The sequence below is a fragment of the Ruminococcus sp. AM42-11 genome (genome assembly GCF_003480145.1).
Lineage (GTDB): Bacteria > Bacillota > Clostridia > Lachnospirales > Lachnospiraceae > Blautia_A > Blautia_A faecis.
The window spans coordinates 1-24,221 of sequence record NZ_QUIO01000041.1 but is presented as its reverse complement, the minus strand read 5'-3'; the positions used below and the strand labels follow the sequence as shown (position 1 = coordinate 24,221).

Annotated in this window: 19 protein-coding genes; 3 read left to right on the top strand and 16 right to left on the bottom strand. The window is 45.1% G+C overall.

The window, feature by feature from the left end; genetic code table 11:
• Positions 1-29: 29 nt before the first annotated feature.
• The 16 genes from DW904_RS18405 to DW904_RS18330 all read right to left on the bottom strand — a co-directional run bounded on the left by DW904_RS18405 (position 30) and on the right by DW904_RS18330 (position 19,389).
• Positions 30-482: a hypothetical protein gene (locus tag DW904_RS18405; RefSeq protein WP_118583436.1), complete on the bottom strand. Its 453-nt coding sequence runs from the start codon at positions 480-482 to the stop codon at positions 30-32.
• Positions 483-711: 229 nt separating this feature from the next.
• On the bottom strand, positions 712-1,425 hold the full coding sequence (locus DW904_RS18395; RefSeq protein WP_118583432.1) for a LytTR family DNA-binding domain-containing protein: 714 nt from the start codon (positions 1,423-1,425) through the stop codon (positions 712-714).
• 104 nt (positions 1,426-1,529) lie between these two features.
• Complete coding sequence (gene gspM / locus DW904_RS18390) at positions 1,530-2,150, bottom strand: type II secretion system protein GspM (RefSeq protein WP_118583430.1); 621 nt, start codon at positions 2,148-2,150, stop codon at positions 1,530-1,532.
• Positions 2,147-2,686 carry a hypothetical protein gene (locus DW904_RS18385; protein ID WP_118583428.1) on the bottom strand — a complete coding sequence of 180 codons (540 nt, stop codon included), beginning with the start codon at positions 2,684-2,686 and terminating at the stop codon, positions 2,147-2,149. Before DW904_RS18385 ends, gspM begins: the two co-directional genes overlap by 4 nt.
• 32 nt (positions 2,687-2,718) lie before the next feature.
• Positions 2,719-4,068, bottom strand: a complete 1,350-nt coding sequence (gene pilM / locus DW904_RS18380; protein WP_118583426.1) for a pilus assembly protein PilM — start codon at positions 4,066-4,068, stop codon at positions 2,719-2,721.
• A 143-nt stretch (positions 4,069-4,211) separates the two neighbouring features.
• The gene (locus DW904_RS18375; protein WP_202187770.1) at positions 4,212-4,544 is read right to left on the bottom strand and encodes an A24 family peptidase; all 333 of its coding nucleotides are present in this window, start codon (positions 4,542-4,544) and stop codon (positions 4,212-4,214) included.
• Positions 4,545-4,549: 5 nt separating this feature from the next.
• Positions 4,550-4,978 (bottom strand): prepilin peptidase, encoded by a 429-nt coding sequence (locus DW904_RS18370; RefSeq protein ID WP_202187769.1) that lies wholly within the window; start codon positions 4,976-4,978, stop codon positions 4,550-4,552.
• 136 nt (positions 4,979-5,114) lie between these two features.
• Positions 5,115-6,326 carry a type II secretion system F family protein gene (locus DW904_RS18365; RefSeq protein ID WP_118583422.1) on the bottom strand — a complete coding sequence of 404 codons (1,212 nt, stop codon included), beginning with the start codon at positions 6,324-6,326 and terminating at the stop codon, positions 5,115-5,117.
• Between the two features lie 196 nt (positions 6,327-6,522).
• A complete protein-coding gene (locus DW904_RS18360) occupies positions 6,523-7,569 on the bottom strand; it encodes a PilT/PilU family type 4a pilus ATPase (RefSeq protein WP_118583420.1) in 1,047 nt (348 codons plus the stop codon).
• Between the two features lie 304 nt (positions 7,570-7,873).
• The gene (locus DW904_RS18355) at positions 7,874-9,598 is read right to left on the bottom strand and encodes a GspE/PulE family protein (protein WP_118583418.1); all 1,725 of its coding nucleotides are present in this window, start codon (positions 9,596-9,598) and stop codon (positions 7,874-7,876) included.
• Between the two features lie 152 nt (positions 9,599-9,750).
• Positions 9,751-10,344: a hypothetical protein gene (locus tag DW904_RS18350; protein WP_118583416.1), complete on the bottom strand. Its 594-nt coding sequence runs from the start codon at positions 10,342-10,344 to the stop codon at positions 9,751-9,753.
• 61 nt (positions 10,345-10,405) lie between these two features.
• Positions 10,406-10,741, bottom strand: coding sequence for a hypothetical protein (locus DW904_RS18345; protein ID WP_118583414.1), 336 nt, complete (start codon positions 10,739-10,741; stop codon positions 10,406-10,408).
• A complete protein-coding gene (locus tag DW904_RS18340) occupies positions 10,738-11,508 on the bottom strand; it encodes a hypothetical protein (protein ID WP_118583412.1) in 771 nt (256 codons plus the stop codon). Before DW904_RS18340 ends, DW904_RS18345 begins: the two co-directional genes overlap by 4 nt.
• A 20-nt stretch (positions 11,509-11,528) precedes the next feature.
• Positions 11,529-15,218: a hypothetical protein gene (locus DW904_RS18335; protein WP_147422342.1), complete on the bottom strand. Its 3,690-nt coding sequence runs from the start codon at positions 15,216-15,218 to the stop codon at positions 11,529-11,531.
• A gap of 26 nt (positions 15,219-15,244) precedes the next feature.
• Positions 15,245-15,388, bottom strand: a complete 144-nt coding sequence (locus DW904_RS23060; protein ID WP_202187768.1) for a hypothetical protein — start codon at positions 15,386-15,388, stop codon at positions 15,245-15,247.
• Between the two features lie 11 nt (positions 15,389-15,399).
• Entirely contained in the window at positions 15,400-19,389 is a 3,990-nt protein-coding gene (locus tag DW904_RS18330; protein ID WP_118583408.1) for a type II secretion system protein, read from the bottom strand.
• Positions 19,390-19,754: 365 nt separating this feature from the next.
• On the opposite strand from DW904_RS18330, the gene DW904_RS18325 reads away from it, so the two are divergent.
• The 3 genes from DW904_RS18325 to DW904_RS18315 all read left to right on the top strand — a co-directional run bounded on the left by DW904_RS18325 (position 19,755) and on the right by DW904_RS18315 (position 24,058).
• Positions 19,755-21,236: a glycosyltransferase family 2 protein gene (locus DW904_RS18325; protein ID WP_118583406.1), complete on the top strand. Its 1,482-nt coding sequence runs from the start codon at positions 19,755-19,757 to the stop codon at positions 21,234-21,236.
• On the top strand, positions 21,191-22,858 hold the full coding sequence (locus DW904_RS18320; RefSeq protein ID WP_118583404.1) for a hypothetical protein: 1,668 nt from the start codon (positions 21,191-21,193) through the stop codon (positions 22,856-22,858). The genes DW904_RS18325 and DW904_RS18320 overlap by 46 nt, the downstream gene beginning before the upstream one ends.
• 90 nt (positions 22,859-22,948) lie before the next feature.
• On the top strand, positions 22,949-24,058 hold the full coding sequence (locus DW904_RS18315; RefSeq protein ID WP_118583402.1) for a glycosyltransferase: 1,110 nt from the start codon (positions 22,949-22,951) through the stop codon (positions 24,056-24,058).
• Positions 24,059-24,221 lie beyond the last annotated feature (163 nt).

Genomic DNA, 24,221 nt, shown 5'->3' with positions numbered 1-24,221 from the left:
TTTTAAGATTCTGAAGCGTCCGGGACTTCTCAGTTATCCGGGATGGCGATTTTGATGCTTCCTGTGTCACCGTCAAGCTGAAGCTTCAGATAACCACCAACCGATTCGATAAGATCTCGCATCTTAACGATAGCCTTGTCGAATTCCCGAAGCATACGGTCCTCGCAGGAATACTGAATCTTAATCAATGTCTGCTCCTGCATGTCCCGACAACGGATTCTTATGTAGCGTCCCCGTGGGGGTGTGGTCTCGATACAATTTCGCTTCGCCGTATCAAGTGCCATGCCTACAATCTGGCAAAGCTGATTACCTGATCGATTTTCCTTAAGCTCCTGAACCTCGGCAGATATCCAGATCTCATCCGCGTCTGCTTCTGCTGCAAATCTGTTTAACACTTCATTCATCTCAGGATAGGATGTAAAAAAATGTCTGTTCTGTCTCTGATTCATTCCATCGATGGCATCTAACTTTTGCACTGCCACTTTCCGTTCTGCTCCTTTCTCTTAGGATGTTTGTATTATAACAAAATTTTTTTATTTGTGCACATAATGTCAATAATAGCAACATTTTTGTCGAAAATGGCTATTGGATGTAGTTTTTGACACAATTTCTGTCATTTTTGACAGTACCAGCTTATAGATATATCCAAAAACAGCCTGAGAAAGGACATTTCCCATTCCCTTTCTCAAGCTGCCATATCCGACTTCGCTTTCACATTTTTTCAAACATATAATCATAATACATTTCCCGTGCCGCGCGCTGATATTTCCGGGAAACAGGAATTTCGGCAGACTGGACTATGAACTTGCCGGTATCCATTTTCTCCACAAAATAAAGGCTGATAATATAACTCTGATGGCACCGGAAAAATAATCTGCCTGGAAGCTGTTGTTCCAGCTCGTCCAGCTTGGCGTAGCTCTCTATGGTTTCGCCATTCTCCAGATGCAGGATCACCTTGCGGTTGGCACTCTCCACATACAGAATATTTCTGCAGTACACACGGCGAAAGCTTCCGCCCACCTCCTTCAGCATAAGGGAGGCACGGCGCTCCATGGTCGGCTTCTGCCAGAAAAAAGTAATGCAGTTATGCAGTTCACTTACATCAAAAGGATAAAGGAGATACCCGGTAGCAAATACGGAAAAAGCTTCCGCATAGTACCTCTGGGAATCTGTGATAAAACAGATCATTACCTTACGGCTCCGGGCACGTACCTTCGCCGCCAGCTCCAGTCCGTCTCCTTCTCTGTGAATCGTAGTATTCAGCAGCAGAATATCAAAAGAAGACGCATCCTCATTAAGATCGTCCAGATAGTCATATTCATCTGCATATTCGCTCACTTGAATATCCATATTTATACCGGTAAGGCTGGCACGGATATATTCTCTGTGTTCTTTTGACTTTTCCACAATTGCTGCCCGCAGCATAACTGGTTATCCCCCATTTTCCACAATAAAATAAAAATATCTACATCATTTCCCGCTCTAACAGCTCATCAATAACCATTGGCAGAAGCCGCTCTGACTTCTCATCAATAACCGCTGGCAGAAGCCGCACCGGCTGCCGCAGAAGTATCGGCAGGAAGCCCGCTGTCTGCTTTTCCACCCTGCATGGTCTCATAGAAGGTAGCGGTCACACCTACATTCACACTTCCTGTATTCAGATCGTCTCCGGCGGCAACATAGCGGAGATCACTTACAATGCATCTCCACTCGCCTGTGCAGAGACGGTTTACAAGGTCTGCGGCTTTGTCATAATCAGGCGCTGAAAAGGTCAGGCTGAATGATCTGCGGATCAGATCGCCGTCCCTTGTCACGTCACTAAAGCTGATATCGTATGTATTGGCATCCTGAAGAAGCTGGTTCAGCTCATCCAGTTCTGCCTTGGAATTATTGTAGCTTCCCATTTTTCCCAGACTTCCGCTCTGTTCGATGGAATCCAGCTCGCTCTGCATGCGGGACAAAGAGGCGGCCTTGGTCTGAAGAAGCATAAGCTCTGTATTCAGCTCGTCCTGCTGGCTTTTCGCTTCATTGATCGCCGTTCTGATCGGCTGGTCAATCACTGCGTAATATCCGGCAGCCAGAAGGATCAGGGTAAGCACCAGAAGCATAATTTTTTCTCTTGTCGTAAAATCACGGCTCATGATCTTCATTCCTGTGCTCCTCCCTCTGTGCCTGCCTCAAATCCATCATTTGCTTCAGTCTCGTTTCCATCACCGGTCGCAGCACCATCCACGGCTTCGGCCTCATTTCCACCATCAACCTCAGTTCCGTCCACCACTCCGGTCTCATTTCCACCATCAACCACAGTTCCGTCCACCGCTCCGGTCTCATTTCCATCATCAACTGTAGCCCCATCTACCGCTCCGGTCATGTTTCCATCACCGTCCGCAGCGACACCATATTCCTCACTTCCATCTCCGCTCTCCACATACAGCGGATCCAGCAGATAAACAATAATCTGTCCTGTAACTGTATCCGATGAAACAGGATTTCCATTTTCATCTGTGGAACTGGAATCTGTAACAGCAGTCATTACATTACAATAATCCACGATTGGAACCTGCTCCAACTCCTGCACCAGGCTGTTAATGTCTGACAGGTTCTCTCCGGTCACCGGAAGGGTCAGCTGATTCCCGCTTACGCTCCAGCTGCTTACCGTCACCTTCGGGAAAATTACATTCTTCATCAGCTGCAAAACCTCCGGGCGGTTCAGATAACTTAACTCATCTGCATTAAGCCCTGATAAGTATAGTGGGCATATGTTTCCTGCAGATCCCCGAAGCTGTCAATATAAGCAGTAATGTCATCCACCTGCTTCTGCAGCTCAGATGCAGCACTCTGCGCCTCGCTCATTTTCACCAATCTGTCTGCAACTGCAACTTTTCCAATAACTCCGGCAGCTACAACAATTGCCCCAATAGCCGGAATGGCAACAAAATAATGTTTTTTCTTTTGTCCTGCAAGAGCCAGATTGATCTGCTTCTTGGGCGCATGGGCAGTACGTCCAAGAGCAGTACCGGCTGCAAGCATCCAAAGAGATGACGTCTCATCCCCGCTTCCATTCATTCTCTCCAGAAGCTCCCCGGCCTCATGGATCTTCACATCCAGATTTTCCTCAAGGCTCTGGCGCATGGTGGCTATGGAAGCACCACCGCCGCAGATATAAATATCTTCCAGGCGGCTTTCCGGATTACTGAACTGATAGAAGTTCAGAGCCCTCATCAGCTCTACACTGATCTGGGAAAAAGCATCCTGGCACACCTCACTGTGGATACAGTCCTCATGGTTCGCCAGCAGCCAGGTATGAGCCAGATGAATATCAATATGAAAAGTATCTGCAAGCAGCTCTTCCACCTGCTCCATCCCTCGCTCGATCACACGGGTAACCTGATGTCTGTCCCCTTTGAAAATAAAAAGGCGGCTGGATGTACTTCCCAAATCCAAGATTCCATATTCCTTATCTTTATCCTGCTCATTTCTCAGCTTATAGTGAAGAAGGTTCTCACAGGCAGACACCTCAGGAGCTGCAAACGTCAGCTTCAGACCTGCCTTTCGCGTCATCAGGCGAAGATCCTCCATTACCTCCAGAGGCGCTGCTGCTGCAAGAAGCTCCATCTCATTGCGCTTCTGGTTCTCCTCTTCCTCCGGCTTTTCCTCTTTCTTTTTCTTTTTGGAAGCTTTCTTCAGCTTCTTGCCTTTGGGCATTTCCTCTCCGGAACCCCAGGAATAATCAAAAACATACTTCTTTAATTCATCTGTAATATAATCACGGAATTCATAAGGCAGGTTGTAAACCAGCTGCTCCGCAGTCATTTCCGGCATCGTCACATTACGAAGGAAGCAGATTCCTGAAGACACCACAACAGCCGCTTCTTTACAGCGGATCTTATTCTCTTTCATGGTTTTTCGGATCAATTCTCCTGTGGTCTCCACAGAAACAATTCTGCCATCCTTGAGAAGCCCTTCCGGCATCTGTACCGAAGCGGTCTTCACAATATTCTCACCTTTCATCAGAACCAGCTTCATCTGATCCTTGCCTATATCAATTCCAAGACATGATTTTGCCATATATATCCTCTTTCTATGTCTTTTCTTGTTTCAATCCGGACCGCACAGTTCCCAGAGCGTGTCTGTGCCGCTTACATAGTTTCCCGGAATATGTCCCGGTTCGTTCTGCTGTGTATTTGAAAAAGTACTTCTACAGCTACCCTTTACAGCAGCCCCATATACCAGTTCACCAACCCGTCCCCATACAGCAGCATGGCATAAAACGCCAGTGCAATGGCAGGTCCGAAGGGAATCTGCGGTCCTTTGTTCTCTTTTCCCCGTTTCTGGATAGCTCCCATAATAAGGCCGAGAATACAGGAAAAAAACAGGGCAAACAGGGATGCTGCCACTCCCAGGTACAATCCCATCACCACAAAAAGCTTCAGATCGCCGCCTCCCATGGTCTCTTTTCCAAGAATTTTATCAAAAAGCAGGACAAGAGCAAGCATAACCGCTCCGTAGCCCACTCCTGAAGCCACATGGTATAAAACGTCCATTCCGCTCATTTCCGTAAAAGGATTGCCACGAACCAGGCAATTACAGGGATCAGAAGGCATCCGTTTGGAATCTCGAAAATCTCCAGATCCACCAGGGAAAGACAGAACAGACAGCAGGCCAGCACCATATTTCGCACAAACTCCGGGGAAAGATCAAACCGAAGAAGAGTAAGCACGCTCACCAGTGCAAAAAACAGCTCCGTGAGCATGTATCTTGGGCTGATTTTTGTTTTACAGTAACGGCACCTTCCCCCCAGAAATATCCAGGAAAAAACCGGGATCAGATCCAGAAAGCCCAGAACATGTCCGCAGCTTGTACAGTGGCTTCTTCCTTTCACAAAGGATTCTCCATGGGCGATCCGCCATGCGGCGCAGTTCAGAAAAGATCCAAGCACCGCACCAAAAACACCTGCTAATACACAACAGTATATCATAAAAAAGGTATCTTCATATATCGACATTTTAAAATTTTACCTGTTTTTCCAAATTTTTTGTATTTTTATTTCGTAAGCATCTTTTTTTCGACACTTTTCCACAAACAGCAGAAAGGGCAGCCTTCTTTTCCCGGAATTACATAACGCTGTACATCTGGAACATAGCAATATAAACAGCCAGAACGATATATCCGGCAACCACAGCCATGAAAATCAGCAGTGTGGGCTCCAGTTTTTTCAGAACGTCCTGTACTGCCATATCCAGTTCAGATTCGTAATAGCCGGAAACTGTGTGCAGAGTACTCTCCAGCTCACCAGTTTCCTCTCCAACAGCAGTCATATCCACCAGAATATCCGGCAGACAGTCAGCCTCCCGCATACACTCGCCAAGGGTGTGGCCCTCTTCCAGACGGGAGGTCATTTTCCCCACGCACTGGCTGATGTAATAGTTGTTGATAACCCTCGCAGTAATGCTGACCGCTCTTGTAAGCTGCAGACCAGCTCCGATCAATGTGGTCAGGTTTGCGGCAAACTCACTGGCCGCACTGAGAAGGGACACATTTCCAAGCACCGGGATTTTCAGTGCAAGCTTCGCCACATTCATCCTGCCCTTTTCCGTATTGGCGTAAAGCTTGAAGATAAGGGCGATGGCAGCGAACACAACTATAATTAGGAAAATATATTTCCGGAAAAAGTTGGATATCAGGATCAGGGACTGTGTGATCAGCGGCAGTTCTGCATCATAGGATGCAAAAATGTCCATAAAGGTAGGTACAACCTTCACCATCAGAACGATTACTACCACTACTGCAAGTGCAAGGACGAAAACCGGATAAATCAAGGCATTTCGCACTTTTGCACGCATTTTTACCTGCTTGTCATAATGCTGGTACATGGTCTCAAAAGCTTTGGACAGGTTACCGGATTCCTCTCCGGCGCGGATGGTCTCGATGAAAACTGCCGGAAGCAGCTTGCCGCCACGCTCCTGGAAGCTGGTTGCCACGCTTCGTCCGGCTTCCACATCCTCTGCTACTTTTTTCAAAATGCCTTTCAGCTTTTTGTCTGTCATTTTGTCTCCGATCAGCCGGACGGTACGGCCGATGGGAATTCCGGACTGGAGGATAATGGAAAACTGGGCGCACATCAGGGAAAAAGCTTTGGCGTTCAGGCGGTTGCCGCCGATTTCCATGCTGAGAGCCGGCTTCTTCTCTTCCACCTCTGTAAGCTTCAGAACAATATCGCAGTCCTGCTTGATGCGGTCAACCGCGTCAAACTCATTGAAGCCCTCTACCACGCCAGAGACCTTTACTCCGTCTTTGGAGATGGCTGTGTATTTGTAGGTTGCCAATTGTTGTCCACCTTTCTTGCGCAGTTTTTATGCCACGCAGCCTTTAAGTCACTTCACTGCTGAGCAATATGCAGTGAAGTGCTTTTTTCAAATTCAAATTTTCACTTTAGCTGATCAATATGCAGTAAAGTGCTTTTTCAAATTCAAATTTTCACTTTCCGAAACACTGAAAAATTATATATGCATCTAAAGTCCTTTATGCATTCTTCTTCACATAAGCCTGGTCGTGACTATACTCCACAGCCACAGCCTTGTCGATCTGTCTGGAACGTACCAGGCTTACCAGTGACTGGTCCATGGTCTGTCCGCCGATTGCCGCACTGGTGGCAATGGCGTTGGCGATCTGAGGGGTGTTTCCGCCGCGGATCATGTTTCGGATACCGTCGGTTACAACCATAACCTCACTTGCCAGCACACGGCCGCCTGTTTTTTTCTTCACAAGCTGCTGAGAAATAACAGCCATCAGGGTCATGGAAAGCTGCAGACGGATCTGGTTCTGCATTCCTTCTGGAAAAACCTGCACCATACGGTCAATAGCGTCGGAAGCACTGCATGTGTGCAGGGTTCCGAATACAAGGTGTCCGGTCTCAGCTGCTGTGATCGCAGTTTCAATGGTATCCTTGTCTCGCATTTCACCGATAAGGATTACGTCAGGGTCTTCTCGCAGACTGGCACGAAGACCTTCGGAAAAGCTTGCAGTGTCTTTGCCAACCTCACGCTGGTTGATGACGCAGAGATCCGGGGTGTATACATACTCAATCGGATCCTCCAGAGTTACAATGTGGTTTTTTCTGGTGTGATTGATTTCGTCCAGCATGGCTGCCAGAGTGGTGGATTTACCAGAACCGGTCTCACCGGTTACCAGGACGATTCCCTTGTGGAGGCTGGTGAATTCCAGCGCAGAGGGAGGAAGTCCTAGGGAGTCCAGTCTTGGAATGGATTCGCTGAGCAGACGGATGGCTGCGGAAACTTTGCCCTGCTGTTTGAATACATGGCATCTGCAGCGGATTCCTCTTATTTCACGTGAAAAATCAAGTTCTCCGGTATATTCCAGTTTTTCGTACATAGCGTCTTTCGCCAGGTCCTGGCAAAGCATATCGCAGTCTTTTTCTGAAAGGCGTTCCTCTGCCATGTTCTCCAGCTGGCCATCCAGACGGTATTTCGGCGGCAGGCCGCATACCAGATGGATGTCGGATGCGCCGCTGCGGCGGGCTTGTTCGGTTAGGTCTTCTATGTTGTACATGATTTTGGTCTCCTGACTTTCTGTATTTTACTATGAAAGTCCTGGACGGCAGCCGTGAATTCGTCATGCTTGCATGTCGAATTCATGGATATCGGACAGGCTAGAACGTATGAGTAAGTAGGCGTTAGCCCGGATTACGAATACGTTCAGCAGTTGCGGAGCAACTGACTTTCATATGTGGTAATGTCGCCGGAGGCGACATGTCCGTTAGTGAGATAAAAGTTCTTCAATGCGAACGCATTTGAACAATGTGTATTAACTGAAACTTCAACGCATTAAATAGCAATTTAGTTAACTAAATGGATTACTCCTCTTCTGCTTTCTTCATATCCCCGGTTTCGTAAATGACTCGCTGCACTTCCTCGGCAGTGGTAATTCCCTCTTCCACCAGCTGAATGGCATTTTCACGCAGTGTCTTGAACTCGCTGTGGGCGCTGGCCAGTTCCTGTTCGATGGCAGGTCGTCCAACCTGCTGGGAAATGAGGGGGCGGATTTCCGGGGTGATTTCCAGAATCTCAAATACACCGATTCGTCCGCGGTAGCCTGTATTAAAGCAGTCTGCGCAGCCTTCGCCACGGTAGAAAATATGTTTATGCTCCGTACTGAGTCCAAGGCGCCTTACTTCCTCATCAGTCGCCTCATAGCTCTTTTTACACTTGGGGCAGATTCGGCGGACCAGTCGCTGGGAAATAACGGCGCGGAGAGCAGTGGCGATCAGGTATGGCTCAACGCCGATATCCTCCAGACGTTCGATCGTTCCCACAGCATCGTTGGTATGGATTGTGGAAAGCACAACGTGTCCGGTGATTGCGGCACGCATACTGATCTGGGCGGTCTCACCGTCTCGAATCTCTCCGACGGCAATGATATCCGGGTCCTGACGAAGGATGGCACGAAGACCATTGGCAAAATCCATGCCTGTTTTCTCATTGATCTGCACCTGGTTTACTCCGTCAATATTGTACTCAACCGGATCCTCCAGGGTTACTACATTGACTTCCTCTGTATTTAACTGGGAAATCATAGTGTTCATGGTGGAGGATTTACCACTTCCGGTAGGACCGGCGATCAGAATAACACCGCTGGTACAGTGGATAGCCCGCTGGTATTTCTTCAGGTTGTCACCCATAAGACCGATGGAATCCGGAGTAAGATAGCCGGCTCTTTTGTCCAGAAGACGGGCTACGATTTTTTCTCCATATACAGTAGGAAGGGAGTTTACACGGAGGTCAAACTCACGCTTCTTATTCTTAACATTGAATCGTCCATCCTGTGGAACACGACGTTCTGCAATATCCATTCCACTCATGATTTTCAAGCGGGAAATAACGGAGTTCTGAAGGTTCTTGGGGATCGTCAGAATCTTACGGAGCACACCGTCAATACGCATGCGCACCTGAAGCTCTTTTTCCTTTGGCTCAATGTGTATATCACTGGCGCGCTCCAGAATGGCACGCTCGATAATGGAGTTTACCAGACGGATGGTCGGCGCATCGTTAATGTTGTCGTTGAGGATGTTTCCTGTAAACTGCGCTTCTTCGCCATTGTCCTCTTCGATCGGAGCCTCACGCTTCATGGCCTCAATAGCCCTTGCGGCGCCTTCGTTTCCGTAAAGGACCAGGATGGCATGCTCCACGCCCTCTGTGGTAGCAATCATCGGAACAATCTTTTTACGGACTGCTTTCTTAACTTCCTCGATCGCATAGAAGTTCATAGGGTCGCTCATGGCCAGATAAAGCTCGTCCCGCTCCATGCGGACCGGCACTACCTGGAACTGTTTCGCAATGTTTTTCGGAACAACCTGTGCCATGGAAATAGGAATAGTGGTTTTCGAAAGATCTATGTATTCAATACCCAGCTGAAGACGAAGTGCCTCGATCAGCTCTGCCTCTGTGATGATTCCCGCTGAGATCAAAGCCGCTCCAAGCCGTTCCTTGGTCTCCTTCTGCCTCTGCAGTCCCATATCCAGTTCTTCCGGTGTAATCGTCCCCGCCGCGATCAGCAGGTCACCAAGACGTTTGTATGCCATGTGGGGGTCTCTCCTTTGTGTTTATATTCAGTATGTGATTCATGTTTAAATCTATCTATAACAAATTTGTTGCAGCTGTTCAGGGCCTTTACAGTTACATGTTTCATAAAACAGTACCAGCTGAATAGTTGCAATTAGTCTTATTTTCTTTTTTATAATTGGTTTAATTTTATATCGTTTACTGCTATCACATCGAATTTGTTTGTAACAATCTTTTTGCCATCTTTATCTGTGATTTCAAGAATTACATGGAAGGTAGTTCCTTCCAGTTTCACACTTTGAATTGTTGCTTTCAGGTCAAAGGAACTGTAACTGGCAGAAGAAATCAGTTTCTGCCAGTACAGGGAACCATCCTCTGCGGTTAATTGAACCGCTATTTCGCCCCCTGCTGTTCCATCAATTTTATTTTCATTTTCATCTATAGCTGCAAAAGCACTTTCTGTTTTTCCGTAAGTCGGACTGAAATACTTAAGTACCGTTCCATCACTGCCTTTATTAACACTTGTTGTATATCGAAGCTCTTTTTCAATTACATTCGTTAAGGTGGAACACAGCTGCTTTGCGTGGGATCTGGTCAAAGATTCATTATACATCCGGGTGGCAAAAGCCATTCCCTGCGTCATAACCTGACTTGCAAGCAGCAGGATAACGGTCGCCGCCAGCAGCTCTCCAAGAGAAAAGCCCCGTTTGTCAGACAATTTTTTTCGTATTAAATTAGTCAATCTGGATTTGGCTGTATTTCTCATTACTTTTCTCCTGTAAAAAATGCTCCTGTTTTGTTTCAAAAAACTTTTCTTATAAATAATGTTACTTCGCTTTGTAATAAATATAATGCTTTCCAGAGTTGTTCTCTCCGGACTGGTAAAGCGTTACCGGAAGCTCTGCCACAGCACTTCCAGTGCCTCCTGCTATATTCTCTTCTGAAATGTCCACCTTCGCAGAGCCTGTTGATATGGCATTTCCCGTCTGAAAAGAAGTGTCTGCATTATCTGCCTGCTTGTTGACACGGGCTGCAGTTACCACTGCCCCGGCCAGCATCAGCACTGCCAATGACAAAATGATCATGGTGACAAGTGTCTCTGCAATAGTTTCACCGGATCTGCTATGTAATTTCTTTTTTAGGTTTAAATATGGTTTTCTCATTGTGAATCTCCCAGAGTACGTACACTGTCACCGTAGAAAATATCTTTTGCTTCCCATTTGTATTCATATGGAGTCGTTGTTGTGCTGGTATTTCCATTAACTGAACTTGTTGCATCACGCGCTTCCGTTTTTCCGGTCAGGCTGAGTACTACATGGCTGGAATCACGTCCTGTCCCTGTGCTCAGCTTTACTACGATATCATAAGTCACTTCATTTTTTTTCGCAGTATCATCACTTTTCCTTGGGGTAATCGTAAATTCCGCATTTATCTTATCCAGGTTACTAAACTGGGAAAAAGCAGCATCTGTTCCGCTTCCTGCAGACGATATTATCAATTTCTTTGTAACCGGAATGCCAAAATAATCTGTTCCAAAAACATCTTTATTTTTTTTATCTGCCTCTTTTACGTAATTCTGCAGCATTTGGGCGAAAGACTGCGACGTTGCCAGAGACGTTGAAATAAGACTGGCATTGCTGACATCCTTCCAGTTTTTTGCTGTTTCAACATGATCACCTGTTTTTGTCTCTACTATATCTGCTGACAGCTTCACATTCACAATAGAATCTCTTAAAAGCTGCGCTGCGCTGGTACATGCCAGCTGGTTCTGTTCAGATGTCCGGTCTGACGCCACTGTTTTCACAGTGGTCACAGCCCCCTCCAGTATTACCACGCTTAGAATGGATGCCGTCAGAAAAAGCAGCAATCCAAAAAATATGGAGGTACCCTGTTCAGATTGCATTTTTTCTTTTATTCTTCTTTTCAGCATTTCAGGGCACCTCCTTTCTTTTAAAATCCACTGTCCCCGCTTTCCCAACTGCCAGCGTCAGCGGAGAAATCATCCTGAGATTCGTTTGGTATAATATCTAAGGTATCGCTGTTCTCATCATCCCAGCCAGATGCTGTGCCGGAAGTGAAGCTGGAACCGTCTATACTGTTGTCGGACCAGTCGTCAGATGCCCCATCTATATCTGAAGGATCTGTAGATACCGCCTGACCCTCAGGTGGCAATATCTCTACTGTTACAGAAGCATTGTAAGTGGTTTTCTTATCTGCTCCCAGAGCGGAAACGGAAATCGTCACACTGCCTGGCTTATAGCCGGTAACAATCAGCTCATAAGTCTTACTGCCATCATCGTTATCCTTGGGCACAAATCCTGTAATAGACGCAGTTAATCCATTTTCACCGGCGTCAGCGCTTTCCAGATTCTCTGAAACAGAAGCCTCAGACTGTGTAGATAACAGATCTGTGACTGCAAAATCGCTTTGTGACAGTTCAGAAAACAAAATGCCTGCCGGTACCGTCAGGGCAAGCTTTGCATTTGCTGGAACATAGCTGCCATTTTCATTCTGGTCAAGAGTAATTGTGGCTCTTTCTGTATCCCAGGTAATATTTTTCGCCTCAGTGGTTTTTACATTAATCCAGGTGTAGCTGGTGTATTCCACATTCTGGTAGGTAAATGTTCCTTGTACAGTAAGGGTTACTGGAACAAGTGCATCACTCCTTACTGTAAACTGACTGTCATTTACATCGGATACCTCAACTGCTCCCTCCGGCTCTGCGGTAATGTTCCATTCCATAAGGGAGGCCAGATTCTTAGATGGGTTCGTACCCACGTAAGCGGCAATGTTCTGACTGTCGGCGCTTTCTGCGCCAACTACACTGAAATCTTCCTCGTTTTCACTTTCCGAAATCATGTCCACACAATCACTGTCGGAAGCAAATCCATCCTCTTCACCAGTGCTTCCCACAAAGCCTGTCTCATTACTGCTCACCGCAAGAGAAGCGGGTACAGCATAAAGCGTAACCGGATCTGATGTGGTATAGATCTCCTGTGTGATTTCTCCGGGATCTGAGTATATGGTAAGGTCTGCAGTTACAGTCAGGGAGAATGATGCACTGTATTCCTGACCGTTTACCGTAGTTTTTACTGTAATAACCGTGGTTCCTGTCTGTAAAGCTTTTACAGTAGCAACGTAACATTTCTTCTCTTGAGAGTACTCCAATTTTGTAATTTCTGCAATATAATCTTTTTGATCCAGAATTCGATTTCCACTCTGTACCTCAGCGTTTTCCTCAGTATCTGCATTTTCTTCGTATCCATCGGAGAAACCATTTTCATCATCTTCACCTGCATCTTTAGAAAAGGTCTGAGTTTCAGAAGAACCTTCATCATCTCCATTGCTATAATCTACAATAAAATCATCTAATGTCAGCTCCTCTCCAAGACTATTTTTATCCTTCAGATTGCTCCTTAGGTTAAACTGCTTCAATGCCACCAATTGACCGTTTTCGTCCTGCTGCGTGGTATCCAGATCTTCAAAAATGTCCATGGATGCACGGCTGTTTTCCCAGTAAATGCCTTCCAACGGCCATTCGCCATAGTGAACGTGAACATCGCTGCCACTTCTTGTCTTCTGGGTGAGAATTGTAGGAAATGGGTAATTTTCTCCATCCAGATCCGTGCGGTTGCCTGGGAAGGAGTATTTACCAGTTACGGTCTGATCGTTTTCGTATTTCGTAACTTCGGTGAATGGACCATCGGTATTATTATTGTTTTTGTCTTTTCCATTCAGAAGATCAATAAAATCACCCTTTACAGGAACTGCATTTACACCTGTAATTCCACCAATTGTGGAATCAACGGCTTTTTCACCGGACATTTCTTCCCAGGTGAGCGGAATGGCAGTATCATCGATGTTATCCCATCCTCCATTATTACTAGTAGTAATTTTAGTATTTTTTTGAACCGGAATATTATCTTTATAATAGTAGCAATTCTCAATCTGTATCCTGACATGGAAATTTCGATAGTTTTCATCATGGGTTTCGCCATTACTGCCGATAGATTCAATAGCAATAATCTTATCCGTATCGCTGCCACTTGGCATTTTCACATAGGTATAGCAGTTTTTGATTATTGTAGTAGGTGTTTTACATTTCTCTGAGTTGTTAGTACCAGTATCACTTTCATAACCAGTTATACCCAGAATTGAATTGCCTAACAGCTTCAACAGATTTCCACCATTTTTAATATAAATACCACCGGATATTCCTGCCAGCATCAGTCTGCAGCTTGCATTAAGACATTCTTGCGTACAGGTTATTTCTCCACCTGTATAGCAATTTGTAATCTTCCCTCTCATACTTCCAACAAGACCACCTGCTCTTACAGACTCTTTTCTGCCCGGTTTTTCCCGTATATTCAGTACAATAGTATTAACTGCCGTACATTTGTTTAAGTCCAATGTACTCATTCCAAACATACCGCCTATATTGGAATCTCCCCATCCACCTTTGTCTGTATTATCCTGAATTGTATAACCGGCCACCGTACAATTTGAAATATTTACTTCATCGGCAGAGTTTCCTTTTCCAACAGCAGCCAGTCCGCACAAGCCTCCTAAAGCATGCCAGCCTTTCCGTCCACTACTTCGCTGAATGTAGTTTCCATTTTCTGAATACAAAATTATATTGCTTACATTGGCACCTATAATGTTTCCAAATAAGCCGGCAACTGTATTTTGACTGTGGATTTCAATATTCTTAATTGAATATGTATTTCCATCGTAGCTACCATCAAAATAGGCCATCGAAGCTATTGCTGCTTCTTTATCCTCATTTTCATCGTACAGAGAGCCTATCTGTGTAAATAATTTAGTGTCCTGATGCTCCATGTTGGCATCAACATCGTGTGTCTGGATCCAGTTATGATGACTGTCTGTAGTAACTAGTTTATAGGTATTGGAATCTATCTCATTTCCATCAGCATCCGTAACAACAGGTTTTCCGCTTCCGTTCCATACCCAATAGCCAATTTTTGTTTCTGGATGCCAATACATTCTGCTGCCATGCTGTGCAAAATTCATAACCACATATTGCTGCCCTTCAGAACTTTCTACAAAATCCCAATATACCGTATTTTTCTCGCCTTTTTCTTCTTTCCAGTACCAGCCATTCTGATCAATAGTTCCATCTTTTAAATTTTTATATGGCTGTGGATATGGACTTTCGGCTCCCGTCCACTTGTAATACTTATCCGTTCCTGTTCCATCTGCCTTCATATATCCCAGATATGGATATTTATCAACAATTCCCACATCCTCTGCCGTATCCAATGCCTTCGTCGCAGTCCCAGTTTTATAATTCCAGTTCAAATACTGCAGCTGCTCCGCAGAGCGGATTTCGTATTCTTTGCCTTTTTCTCCGGGCATTGCTTCATCAGCATTTACCTGGACTTCGAAGCCGTCTTCCAGAACGGTTACAGTAGAGGACTGAATTCCATCATAATCTGGAAAGCTACTACCGTACTGCATTGCATTTGCAAAAAACGGGTTGATAGTAAAGGTGTACAGCTGGCTGTTATAATTAAACTGCCAGATACCATTCGCTGTTCGGTCGTTAGCTGTCATTTTCATATAACTACTCGTATCTAATCTGCTGCTTATTCCAATCGCCGGGGCAGTAGTGTATGCCACAACAGTCACTCCGTCCAGCTGATTCGTCAGGTTCTCAGAAGCCTGGACATTCTCACTATTTCCAGCCTGGAATAGTACATTGTCGAATCAGGTTTGACACTACCGGTAGCATAATAATATCCATACCCATATTCTGTGATTCTTCCGCCATCATCATGACGAGTACACAAGGTACTGTCTCCTACCTTGTCCAAAACTGAAGTAGGATCCTGACTGCTGGCTTTATAACCGATATAGGAGAAATGGTAGCCGTCATTGGCTCCTCCTTCCTCATGTTCCCAGTAAATGACACCAATGCTTCCCAGGTTAACCGGGATCTGCCAGTTGCCGTAATGAACCTTTTACCCTCTTTGGTTACTACTGCATTAAAAGGATAATTTTCTTCATCAGTTGCTCCGTTGCACCGGGACTCGTCTGCCATAGTTCCTTTCATTGCCTTTTCCACCATTTCCTGATATGTAACATGGATGCCAGCGCCCTGATCATTGCTAAACGGAAGCATATTATTCAGATACCGGAAAGTACCCCCGCTGAGGTAATAACAGTCAGAAGAAACAACACCGCCGCCTTTTGGTGAAAAGCCATAGGTTTTGGAAGTTCCGGCTGCGCCCAACGCAACTGCACAATAATCGCCTTTTAATACACCTGTGTTTTTTGCAGTAAATCCACCGATCGTACAGTTTGCACCTTTTGAATATTCAATTGATACATTTCCAACTGCATAGCTGTTTCGAATCAGACCGGAACCGATATTTTCACCTGCAAAACCGCCCAAATAAGCATTTCCATAGAGCACATTTGCATTCACTGCCGGAGCATCCACTTCACTATTATAGATATTTCCCTGGTTACTGCCAGTCAGTCCGCCTATGTAAAGAGTTCCGTTTCGCTGGACATACACGATTCCATCACGACCCATACTGTAACCGCAGACTGCACAATTCTGAATGGTTCCCTTGTTGATTCCTGCCAAAGCCCCCATATAAACGTTACGGTTACTTCCGATTGTTCCAGTATAGCTAAGGTATGGATTACTTACCGCTGTGGTTCCCGTAAAATCGTTATTCTCCCAATCAGACACAAGGAAAACATTCTGTATGGATCCCTGATTTTCTCCAATAAATCCAACTGCTGTACCTTTTGCGGCAAAGCTGATTCCACGTATTTCATATCCTCCGCCTTTGTAGGTAGATGTAAAAGGTGTGATTGTTCCATCTTCCGCTACCCCCACAGGACTCTGGACAGTTACCGCTTCCTGAACACCTTCATAATTTTTCCAGTCATATGGCGCATAATCAATATCTCGTTCCTGGATAAAGGAAATTCCCTTTAATAAGGATGCATAATCCTGATAGTATAAGCTCATGTGATAAAGCTGTCTAGGTGTGCGGAGATAAATAGCTGAAATATTATTCGGAGCCTGATCTGCAGCTTCTACTGATTTGGCAAAATGGGGATTGAAATAGAATGTCTTTCCAGTCATCACCTCTGTGGTCTCATCACCGTCAGCCTGTGCTGCAGTCCCCTCATCGTTAAGTTCCGCATCTGATGCACCTTTTACTGTCAGCTTCTGGTAGTAAACACCCTTGATTGCCTGAGCATTCATAATTTCTTTTGGCAATGGGAAAATAACGTAAGTTTCCTCTGATTGCGCAGTATCGCCATCATTTACAGAAACTTCGAACTTCTCAGTTTCCGTACTGTTGCAGTCAACCTTCCATTCTTCCAGCTTATCTGCATCCTCACTGTTCTGATAGCTGACAATAAAGCCAGACAATGTCTCAAGTGCACTTTTCGTATATACAATACCGTATCCATCTCCAACGACAGTCAGACTATCTGATAAAGAGGACTGGACATTTCCACCAAAGAAGCCGTATTCTCTGGAATTTGACTCATTTATTGCATATTTCTCATAGTATACAAGACTTCCAGCCTCATAGCTTGCCTGCCAGTCCCCATAATGAGAAATATCTTTCAAAGATGGATAGGAATAGCTTGTGAGACCTTGGTTTCTCAGATTGTAGGCATAGGTTGTGGTGGAAGTGGTAAAGGAATTGCTGCCATTGTTGTTCAGCTTTTCTGCCATTTTAGCTTTATTACTAAAGGTTAAATAATCCACAGCCTCGCCATTGTCATTTTCCACATTTTTTCCCTTATTTAAATAGTAGACATTTTCCAGAGTACCTGGGCTGACAGCATATATTACAGGATTGTTGTTACTTTCGCTGTTTTCCAGGTAAGTAGCAACTGTATAGCTGTTTTTTATCTTGAGAGCATTACTGTCAACAGAGCTTGCTACAAGGCCACCGCCGTGATTGGCTGGATTCTGATACCCTGCCGTATAGCAGTACTCAACATTTACGCTGCCACTGTTTACACTTCCTATCAAACCACCTGTTACATCTCCGGTCAGGTAAGAATCTGCATAACAGTTTTTTATACTCACTGCACAATCTGCCTGTCCGATCAGACCTCCTACAGTACCGATAAGATCACCTGTTGTACCGTTCTCTCTGCCATCCATAACAGTTGCCGCAAAACTGTTGTCTATTGTCACAGAAGAGCCTGAGTCTGACCCACTGTTAGTATGTCCAATCAATCCACCCTGAATTCCGGCACCGCTGATCCAGACATCGTTCTCATTCTTTCCTTCTATGTCTTCTGTGTCCAGATATACCTCACAATTGGTTATTTTCGCAGAGCCTGTGGTCTCACCTGCGATTGCACCGACACTTACCTTCTCTTTTCCTTCACCGGTAATTGCTATGGTGGTTCCTGCCAGACGCAGATTCTCCACCGTCATAGAATCCTTCAGCACGGCAAACAGACCGGCACCTTTTCTGCCTGTGGCAGAGCCATCTGCAGTTGTTATATCCACACCATTTTTTACATTCAGGTGATAGATTGCCATGCTTTTGTCGCCGATAAAGCTCTCCAGGTTCTTGTTGGTGATTGGAGTGAACGCCTTGTTTCCGTAACAGCTGTACCAGGAAGTGGTGTCATCTTTTTCTTTCTCTTCCTGCTTTTCAAAATGGATAGAATTGCCAAGCTTAGCTGTTTTTATATCTTCTGCTACTCCAGATTCCTGATCCAGATTCTGCAGATGGCGACCATAATAAATAGCCGCATTTTCAGAAGTACTCTTGTCAGCAAAAAGACTGTTGGTGTCATACTGTGTAAACAGACCATCGATCTTGTGGTTTTCACTTCGTACCGTAACTTTTATATTGAGAGCAGTTCCGGCTCTTAGTGCCTTGGTATTCGTACTCTTTAAATAACTGTTCTTTTCTCCATAAAGTGATACAAATCTGGTAGCATCACTTGTCAGATCATCCAAAGTGATTTTTAAAGTATAACTGCGCCCTACAATCGAACTCTCCTCATTAGTATCCTTCTCTGACATGTCTCCAACATGCAGATCATCCTTCGCATGAACCAGCTTATCCCCAGATGCTTTATACTTCAGATTTAATTGATTTCCCTTATCATCCGTCAGAACTACATCAAATGACAACGGCTTATTATCTTGTCCCTGCCGCATACAAGTAATAGTTGCAACCAGTTTTTCCTCATTTGTAACCGTGATCTTCGGGGCAAGCACTGCTGTATTGCTGCCATCCAGTGCATCTCCGCCGTAATATCCGATTCTTGCGCCATCGCTGAGACGATTGTCTTTATAGCGGAAGCTGTCATATGTATTTGGATCATATTGCTTGATACTATCTGACTCACTATAAAAAACAGCATATACGCTGGCACTTTCCGGGTTATATTCTACTACCCAGTAGTTATTGTAAAGTTCGCCATCTACGGTATCCGTTGTCACCAGTACGCTGGCAGCCTTTGTTGGTTCTGCTTTTTCAGAGGAAAGTGCATAATAAAGCTTCTGCTCCTTGGTGGCATCTGAGGGCGTCCTTCCCATGGCATTTGCTGTTTTTTCCCCGTCATAAAGGCTGCTGTTACCATTGCTCTGCAGCTTCACCAGATTATTCTGCACCGCCGTATAAATCAGCTCTGCCTTATTATCCAGAGCTTTCTGGCGCAGGTTCTTCCTTATGGAAAAAATCGCAGGCACAACAATGGCCATGAGGATAAGGAGTATTGCCACCGTGGCCAGAACCTCTGCTAATGTATATCCTTTTTTCTTTTTATTATAAAATGGGTTCATGGTTTCACCTCAATATTTTTATAATATCTTCGAAGCTTCCTGAAAATAATTATTGTTCACTTGAAAACACTAACCGCTCTGCGGAATGCTCCCTGCGTTCAATAATCAGAAATGGACAGACTTCGACATATCTCATTATAAATCACGGGTTAGTCTTTCGCAACTGTTAGAATATGAAAAGAGTATGCGAACTACGGCATTTTTGCCATTTATTCCGTGCGAAAAATAAGATAAACAAATTTCTCCCTTCCTTTTCCCCTTGAAATCCCCCTGTCGAACTGGTACTATTATAGGTAAAAGATTGACGAAATAACTGTAATTTTGACTTGAAATATCGGAATTAGGAATGGGGTAGAGAGTTTTTGATGAAGTCTTTTAAAGTCAGCATCATTTTACCGGTGTATAACGTGGAAAAATACCTGAGCGCGTGCCTGGACAGCTTATTGGCACAGACACTTGAGGAAATAGAGATCGTAGCTGTCAATGATGGCAGTACAGATGGAAGCCTGCAGATTCTGCAGGCTTATCAGTCGTTAAATCCGGAGAAGCTTTTTATATTTTCCACAGAGAACCACGGCGTCAGCAGGGCACGAAATTACGGTTTTGCCCATTCCCATGGAGAATATGTCTGGTTTGTAGACAGCGATGACTTCGTAGAGCCTGACGCCTGCAGACTTCTTTATGAAAAAGCTACCGCTGACGGAAACGACCTGGTTCTTTTCCGTTACTATAATGTAGACTCTGAGACCGGGATTCGTAAGGAATACATTGCATCCTGCCATAATCAGAATTTCCGGGTTGCAGACAAGCCTTATGAATTACCTGCGATTTCTCCATACCCATGGATCAAGTTCATTCACAGAGATCTGTTTAACGGACTTTGTTTCCCGGAAGGAATCCGGTTCGAAGATCTTCCGGTGGCCTATCTTCTGGCTGTGAAAGCCCGTTCCATCGGATACGTGGATCAGTGCTTCTATAATTACAGAAAAAATGTAGGATTCCTCAGCCGTCTCACGCCTTCCACCCTTCACATCCGAAATGCCATTATTTTTATGAAGGAAGAAATGGAGAAGCTGGGGCTGTTTGAGCAATATCAGACAGAGCTGGATTTCATTGCTGTGCGCCATTTTTTCTACCGTTTCTGGAAGCTTCTCACCAACTATGAGACTGACCAGAAAGAACTGAAGCTGCAATTGATCAATGAGCTTTTCGATTATATGGAATCCAATATTCCAGACTGGGAGAACAATCATTATGTCCGATATTCACTTCCGCCACATATTGGGCGACTGCTCTGTCTTTATGGTTCCAGACAGGAAATGATCTCTTTCGTAGAAGCCTGCAACGGAATGACCGTACAGCAGCAGAAAGCCTGGATAAAGGATTACAAGCTTTCTCACAAAACATCTCCCAGCTATCAGCCTGCAGAGATGATCCACCGGGAAAAAACTTCCTCCCAGTTTTATGGCTTTGCCTATACCGGAAGCCTTGCTCCTGATCCGGAGCAGATTCTTCTGGAAGCCAGCCGTGGAAAAGAAATTCCTACCTGGATATTGAAATTACTTGTGCATCTTCTGAGGAATTTTGGAGAGCACCAGATCATTGTCTCCCTGACTCAGGAGAAGCATGCCTTGTTTCAGGCTCTTCTGAACCGCTATCTTTCTGACAGCACTGCACTGTCTGAGAATATTACTCTGGTGTGCCCGGACAGCGAAGAATACGGCAAGGCACTTGCACTCTCCGGCTACGTGATCACAGACGGACCTTTGCCCTACTATTCCGGAAGGAAGAGGGACAGTTTGTGCTGCTTTACTGCGGACACAATCTGTATCCGGAAACCGTTCTGAACACACCGGATTCCACCGCTGATACAGGGCTTTGGCAGCATACTATGTTTATGGCAGACTGCCTGTATTTTAACAATGTACAGAACCGGGATATTTACCTGCAGGAATGTATGACAGCTAATATCTGCAAAACGCCTTACATTATCGGTTCTTCCACCCACATTCCATTGATTCCCAATGAATCACACAGGGAAAAGCTCCGCCGCAGCTTGCAGATGGATTCCATGCAGACTATTTTGTATGCGCCGCTGCTTCCAGGATCCTATATTGCGGACACCGAGCAGACATTCCGGAATTTCATGGCAGCCCTCTACATATTTGACTGTGAACTTTCCGATCATCAGGTTTTGTATCTGCATCTGGATCATGAGAGGGAAATTGATTTTTCTGAATTTAGACATATAAAAGAAATGCCAAAAGATTTCGATGTACCGGATTTCGCTGCGGCGTGTGATATTTTTATATCGGATTATCACAATGCACTTTCTGCCAGATTCACCACAGGCACACAGATTCTGCGATTTCTGTGCGGTACATTTCTTCGACACGAAAATGCAACCAGTGACCATCAGACTGTACCAGCTGCTCCTGTCCTGCAGGAAACCACTTCCTGTCTGCCCGAGAGCTCTGGAGCCTGTTTGAAAAATCATTCCTGCAATCTGCACTCCACACTTTGTGATATATTTCACCCGGAATATCCTGCATTTGATAATGTGCCGGAGTTAGTACGATATATCGGACAGTTAGAGCTGATGTCTGGAAAGATGCCAGCAAATGAAGCTTTGCATTCGGAACCTTCCGACCATTTTACTTCCAATACAGGTCATGGGTTCGATTCCCAGGAACACGATTGGAATTCTTCGAAAAAAAGCTCTCTGCAAATGGAAAACAATCATGATTTACAGACCACAAAGAATTCCTCCGGAGAAGCCACTACTTTCGAGGAATCCCCACAATATCTTCTCACAGATATTGCAGATTCTCTCTTAAACGGACGACCGCTGCCCTATTATGCTCCAGCTTCTTCTGATGATGCACCGGCACTGCGCACACGCGTCCTGTTCTTTACAGGGCGGAAGCTTTCCCAGAATCTGGTTCGGGATTTTAATGCCCTGACAGCACAGGCACCGGAAAAAGAATTCTGGCTTGCATACAATGATTTCCGCAATACAGACTCTGCCAAATATCTGGCACAGTTATCACCTAACTGTTCCAGCCTGCCATTGAAGCCGGATCCCGAGAAAGGTAACCGCTGGAAGCTGGCAAGTGTGCTCACCAGCCGGATGGGACTTTTCTCATTTTATCCCTTATCCCATATTTTGGACTTGGGGAAGGAAGAATATAAGAAGTGCATGGGAGAGACAAGATTCGATGAAGTCGTAATCACTTCCACAGATAGTATAAAAACGGTTGCTACGCTTCTGGCTGCTGCGCCAAAAGCGTCCTATACTTTTGACACCTTTAACCCAGAGCGCTACAGTACCTCAAGACCTTACAGGCACCAGATTGCATTTCTTTGCAGAATGTTAAAGGATACAGGAAGTCTGGAATTGCCTGCCGAGCTTACCGGATTGAAGCTGACGCAAAGCTCTGGCAAAAATAATGATAAGGGAATGCTCTAGAGCGTGTTTGAAAAAGGCTTTCTGCAAGATGTACGTCACAATTTGTGGGAATGCTTTTTTATAACCCATTCCTTACGAAAGGATTTACCTATGAAATTAACCACTATCATCCCGGTTCACAATGCTGAGAAATACATCACAGCCACTTTGGACAGTGTATTGCAGCAAGATCTGGGAAATCCAGAGGAGCTGGAGGTGATCTGTGTGGATGACGCATCCACCGACGCTTCTGTTGCCCTCATAAAAGATTACCAGCAAAAAGACTCCCGCATCCGCCTTTTCCTCAACGAAAAGACCCGGTTTGCAGGAGCCTGTCGAAATAAGGGAATCGAAGAAGCCCATGGTGATTACCTTCACTTTCTTGATGCAGATGACCTTGTAGAAAAAGGTGCCTACCAGAAATACCTGTCCATTGCTGAACAGGCGGGTGCCGACATGGTAAAGGGCTGCGCCGTCTGCTTTGACAATGAGACCGGCGAGCTTTCCGATACCCCGCTTTTTGCACTGTCTGATGTGCCCGCTGAGTGCTTCGATAAGGTTCTGAATTTCCACCAGGCTCCCGAAATTTTCAGCCACATCAGTGTAGTTCCATGGAATGCCATTTACAAACGAAAATTCATTTTGGAAAAGGGGCTTCGCTTTAACAATCTGATCTGTGTCAACGACCGCTCCTTCTACAGCGAAGCCGTATTCACTGCCAACAGGATCTGGCTCACTCACGAGCAGATTGTCCGTTACCGTGTGAATAACAGCGCATCCCTTGTAGGAAACCGTGCCAGAAACTTCCATTGTGAATTTGATTCCTGGCAATTGATCATGAACCAATGTACCAAATACAATATTCAGGGCCGCGAGCTGGCCATCGTAATGGAGCGTGAGCTGATTGACATTTTTATCTGGTATCGCAAATACAAGAAAATTCCGGAAATTTCAGAAGAGATTACTGCGCAGACCCAGGCGTTTGCGCAGAAGCTTGATATTTCGCCTCTTGAAGCATTCCCGCCTTCTTTCAAGTGGTACTACGATTATCTCACTTTTCTTCCAGAATTTGAGAGCCTTACAAAAAATTATAACAATATTACCCAATTCAAAAAACAAGCCAGACTAATCATGCCCCAGTGCACCACCCCGCTGACTTCCGCCACCGTATACAGGAAGCCCCCGCCACAGATAGTACCTCTAAACGGTCAGGTGTATTAAAAAAACTGCTCTCTCATTTTAAGCATTGACTCATCAGAAGCCACCAGTTCAGCTCAACATCATAAACTTAAGATTAGATATTACACATTTATATTATCCTGCTAAAAACTCATTTCAAAAGGGCAGATTAAAACGAAGAGAAATCTTCACAGAGCTCCTTCTG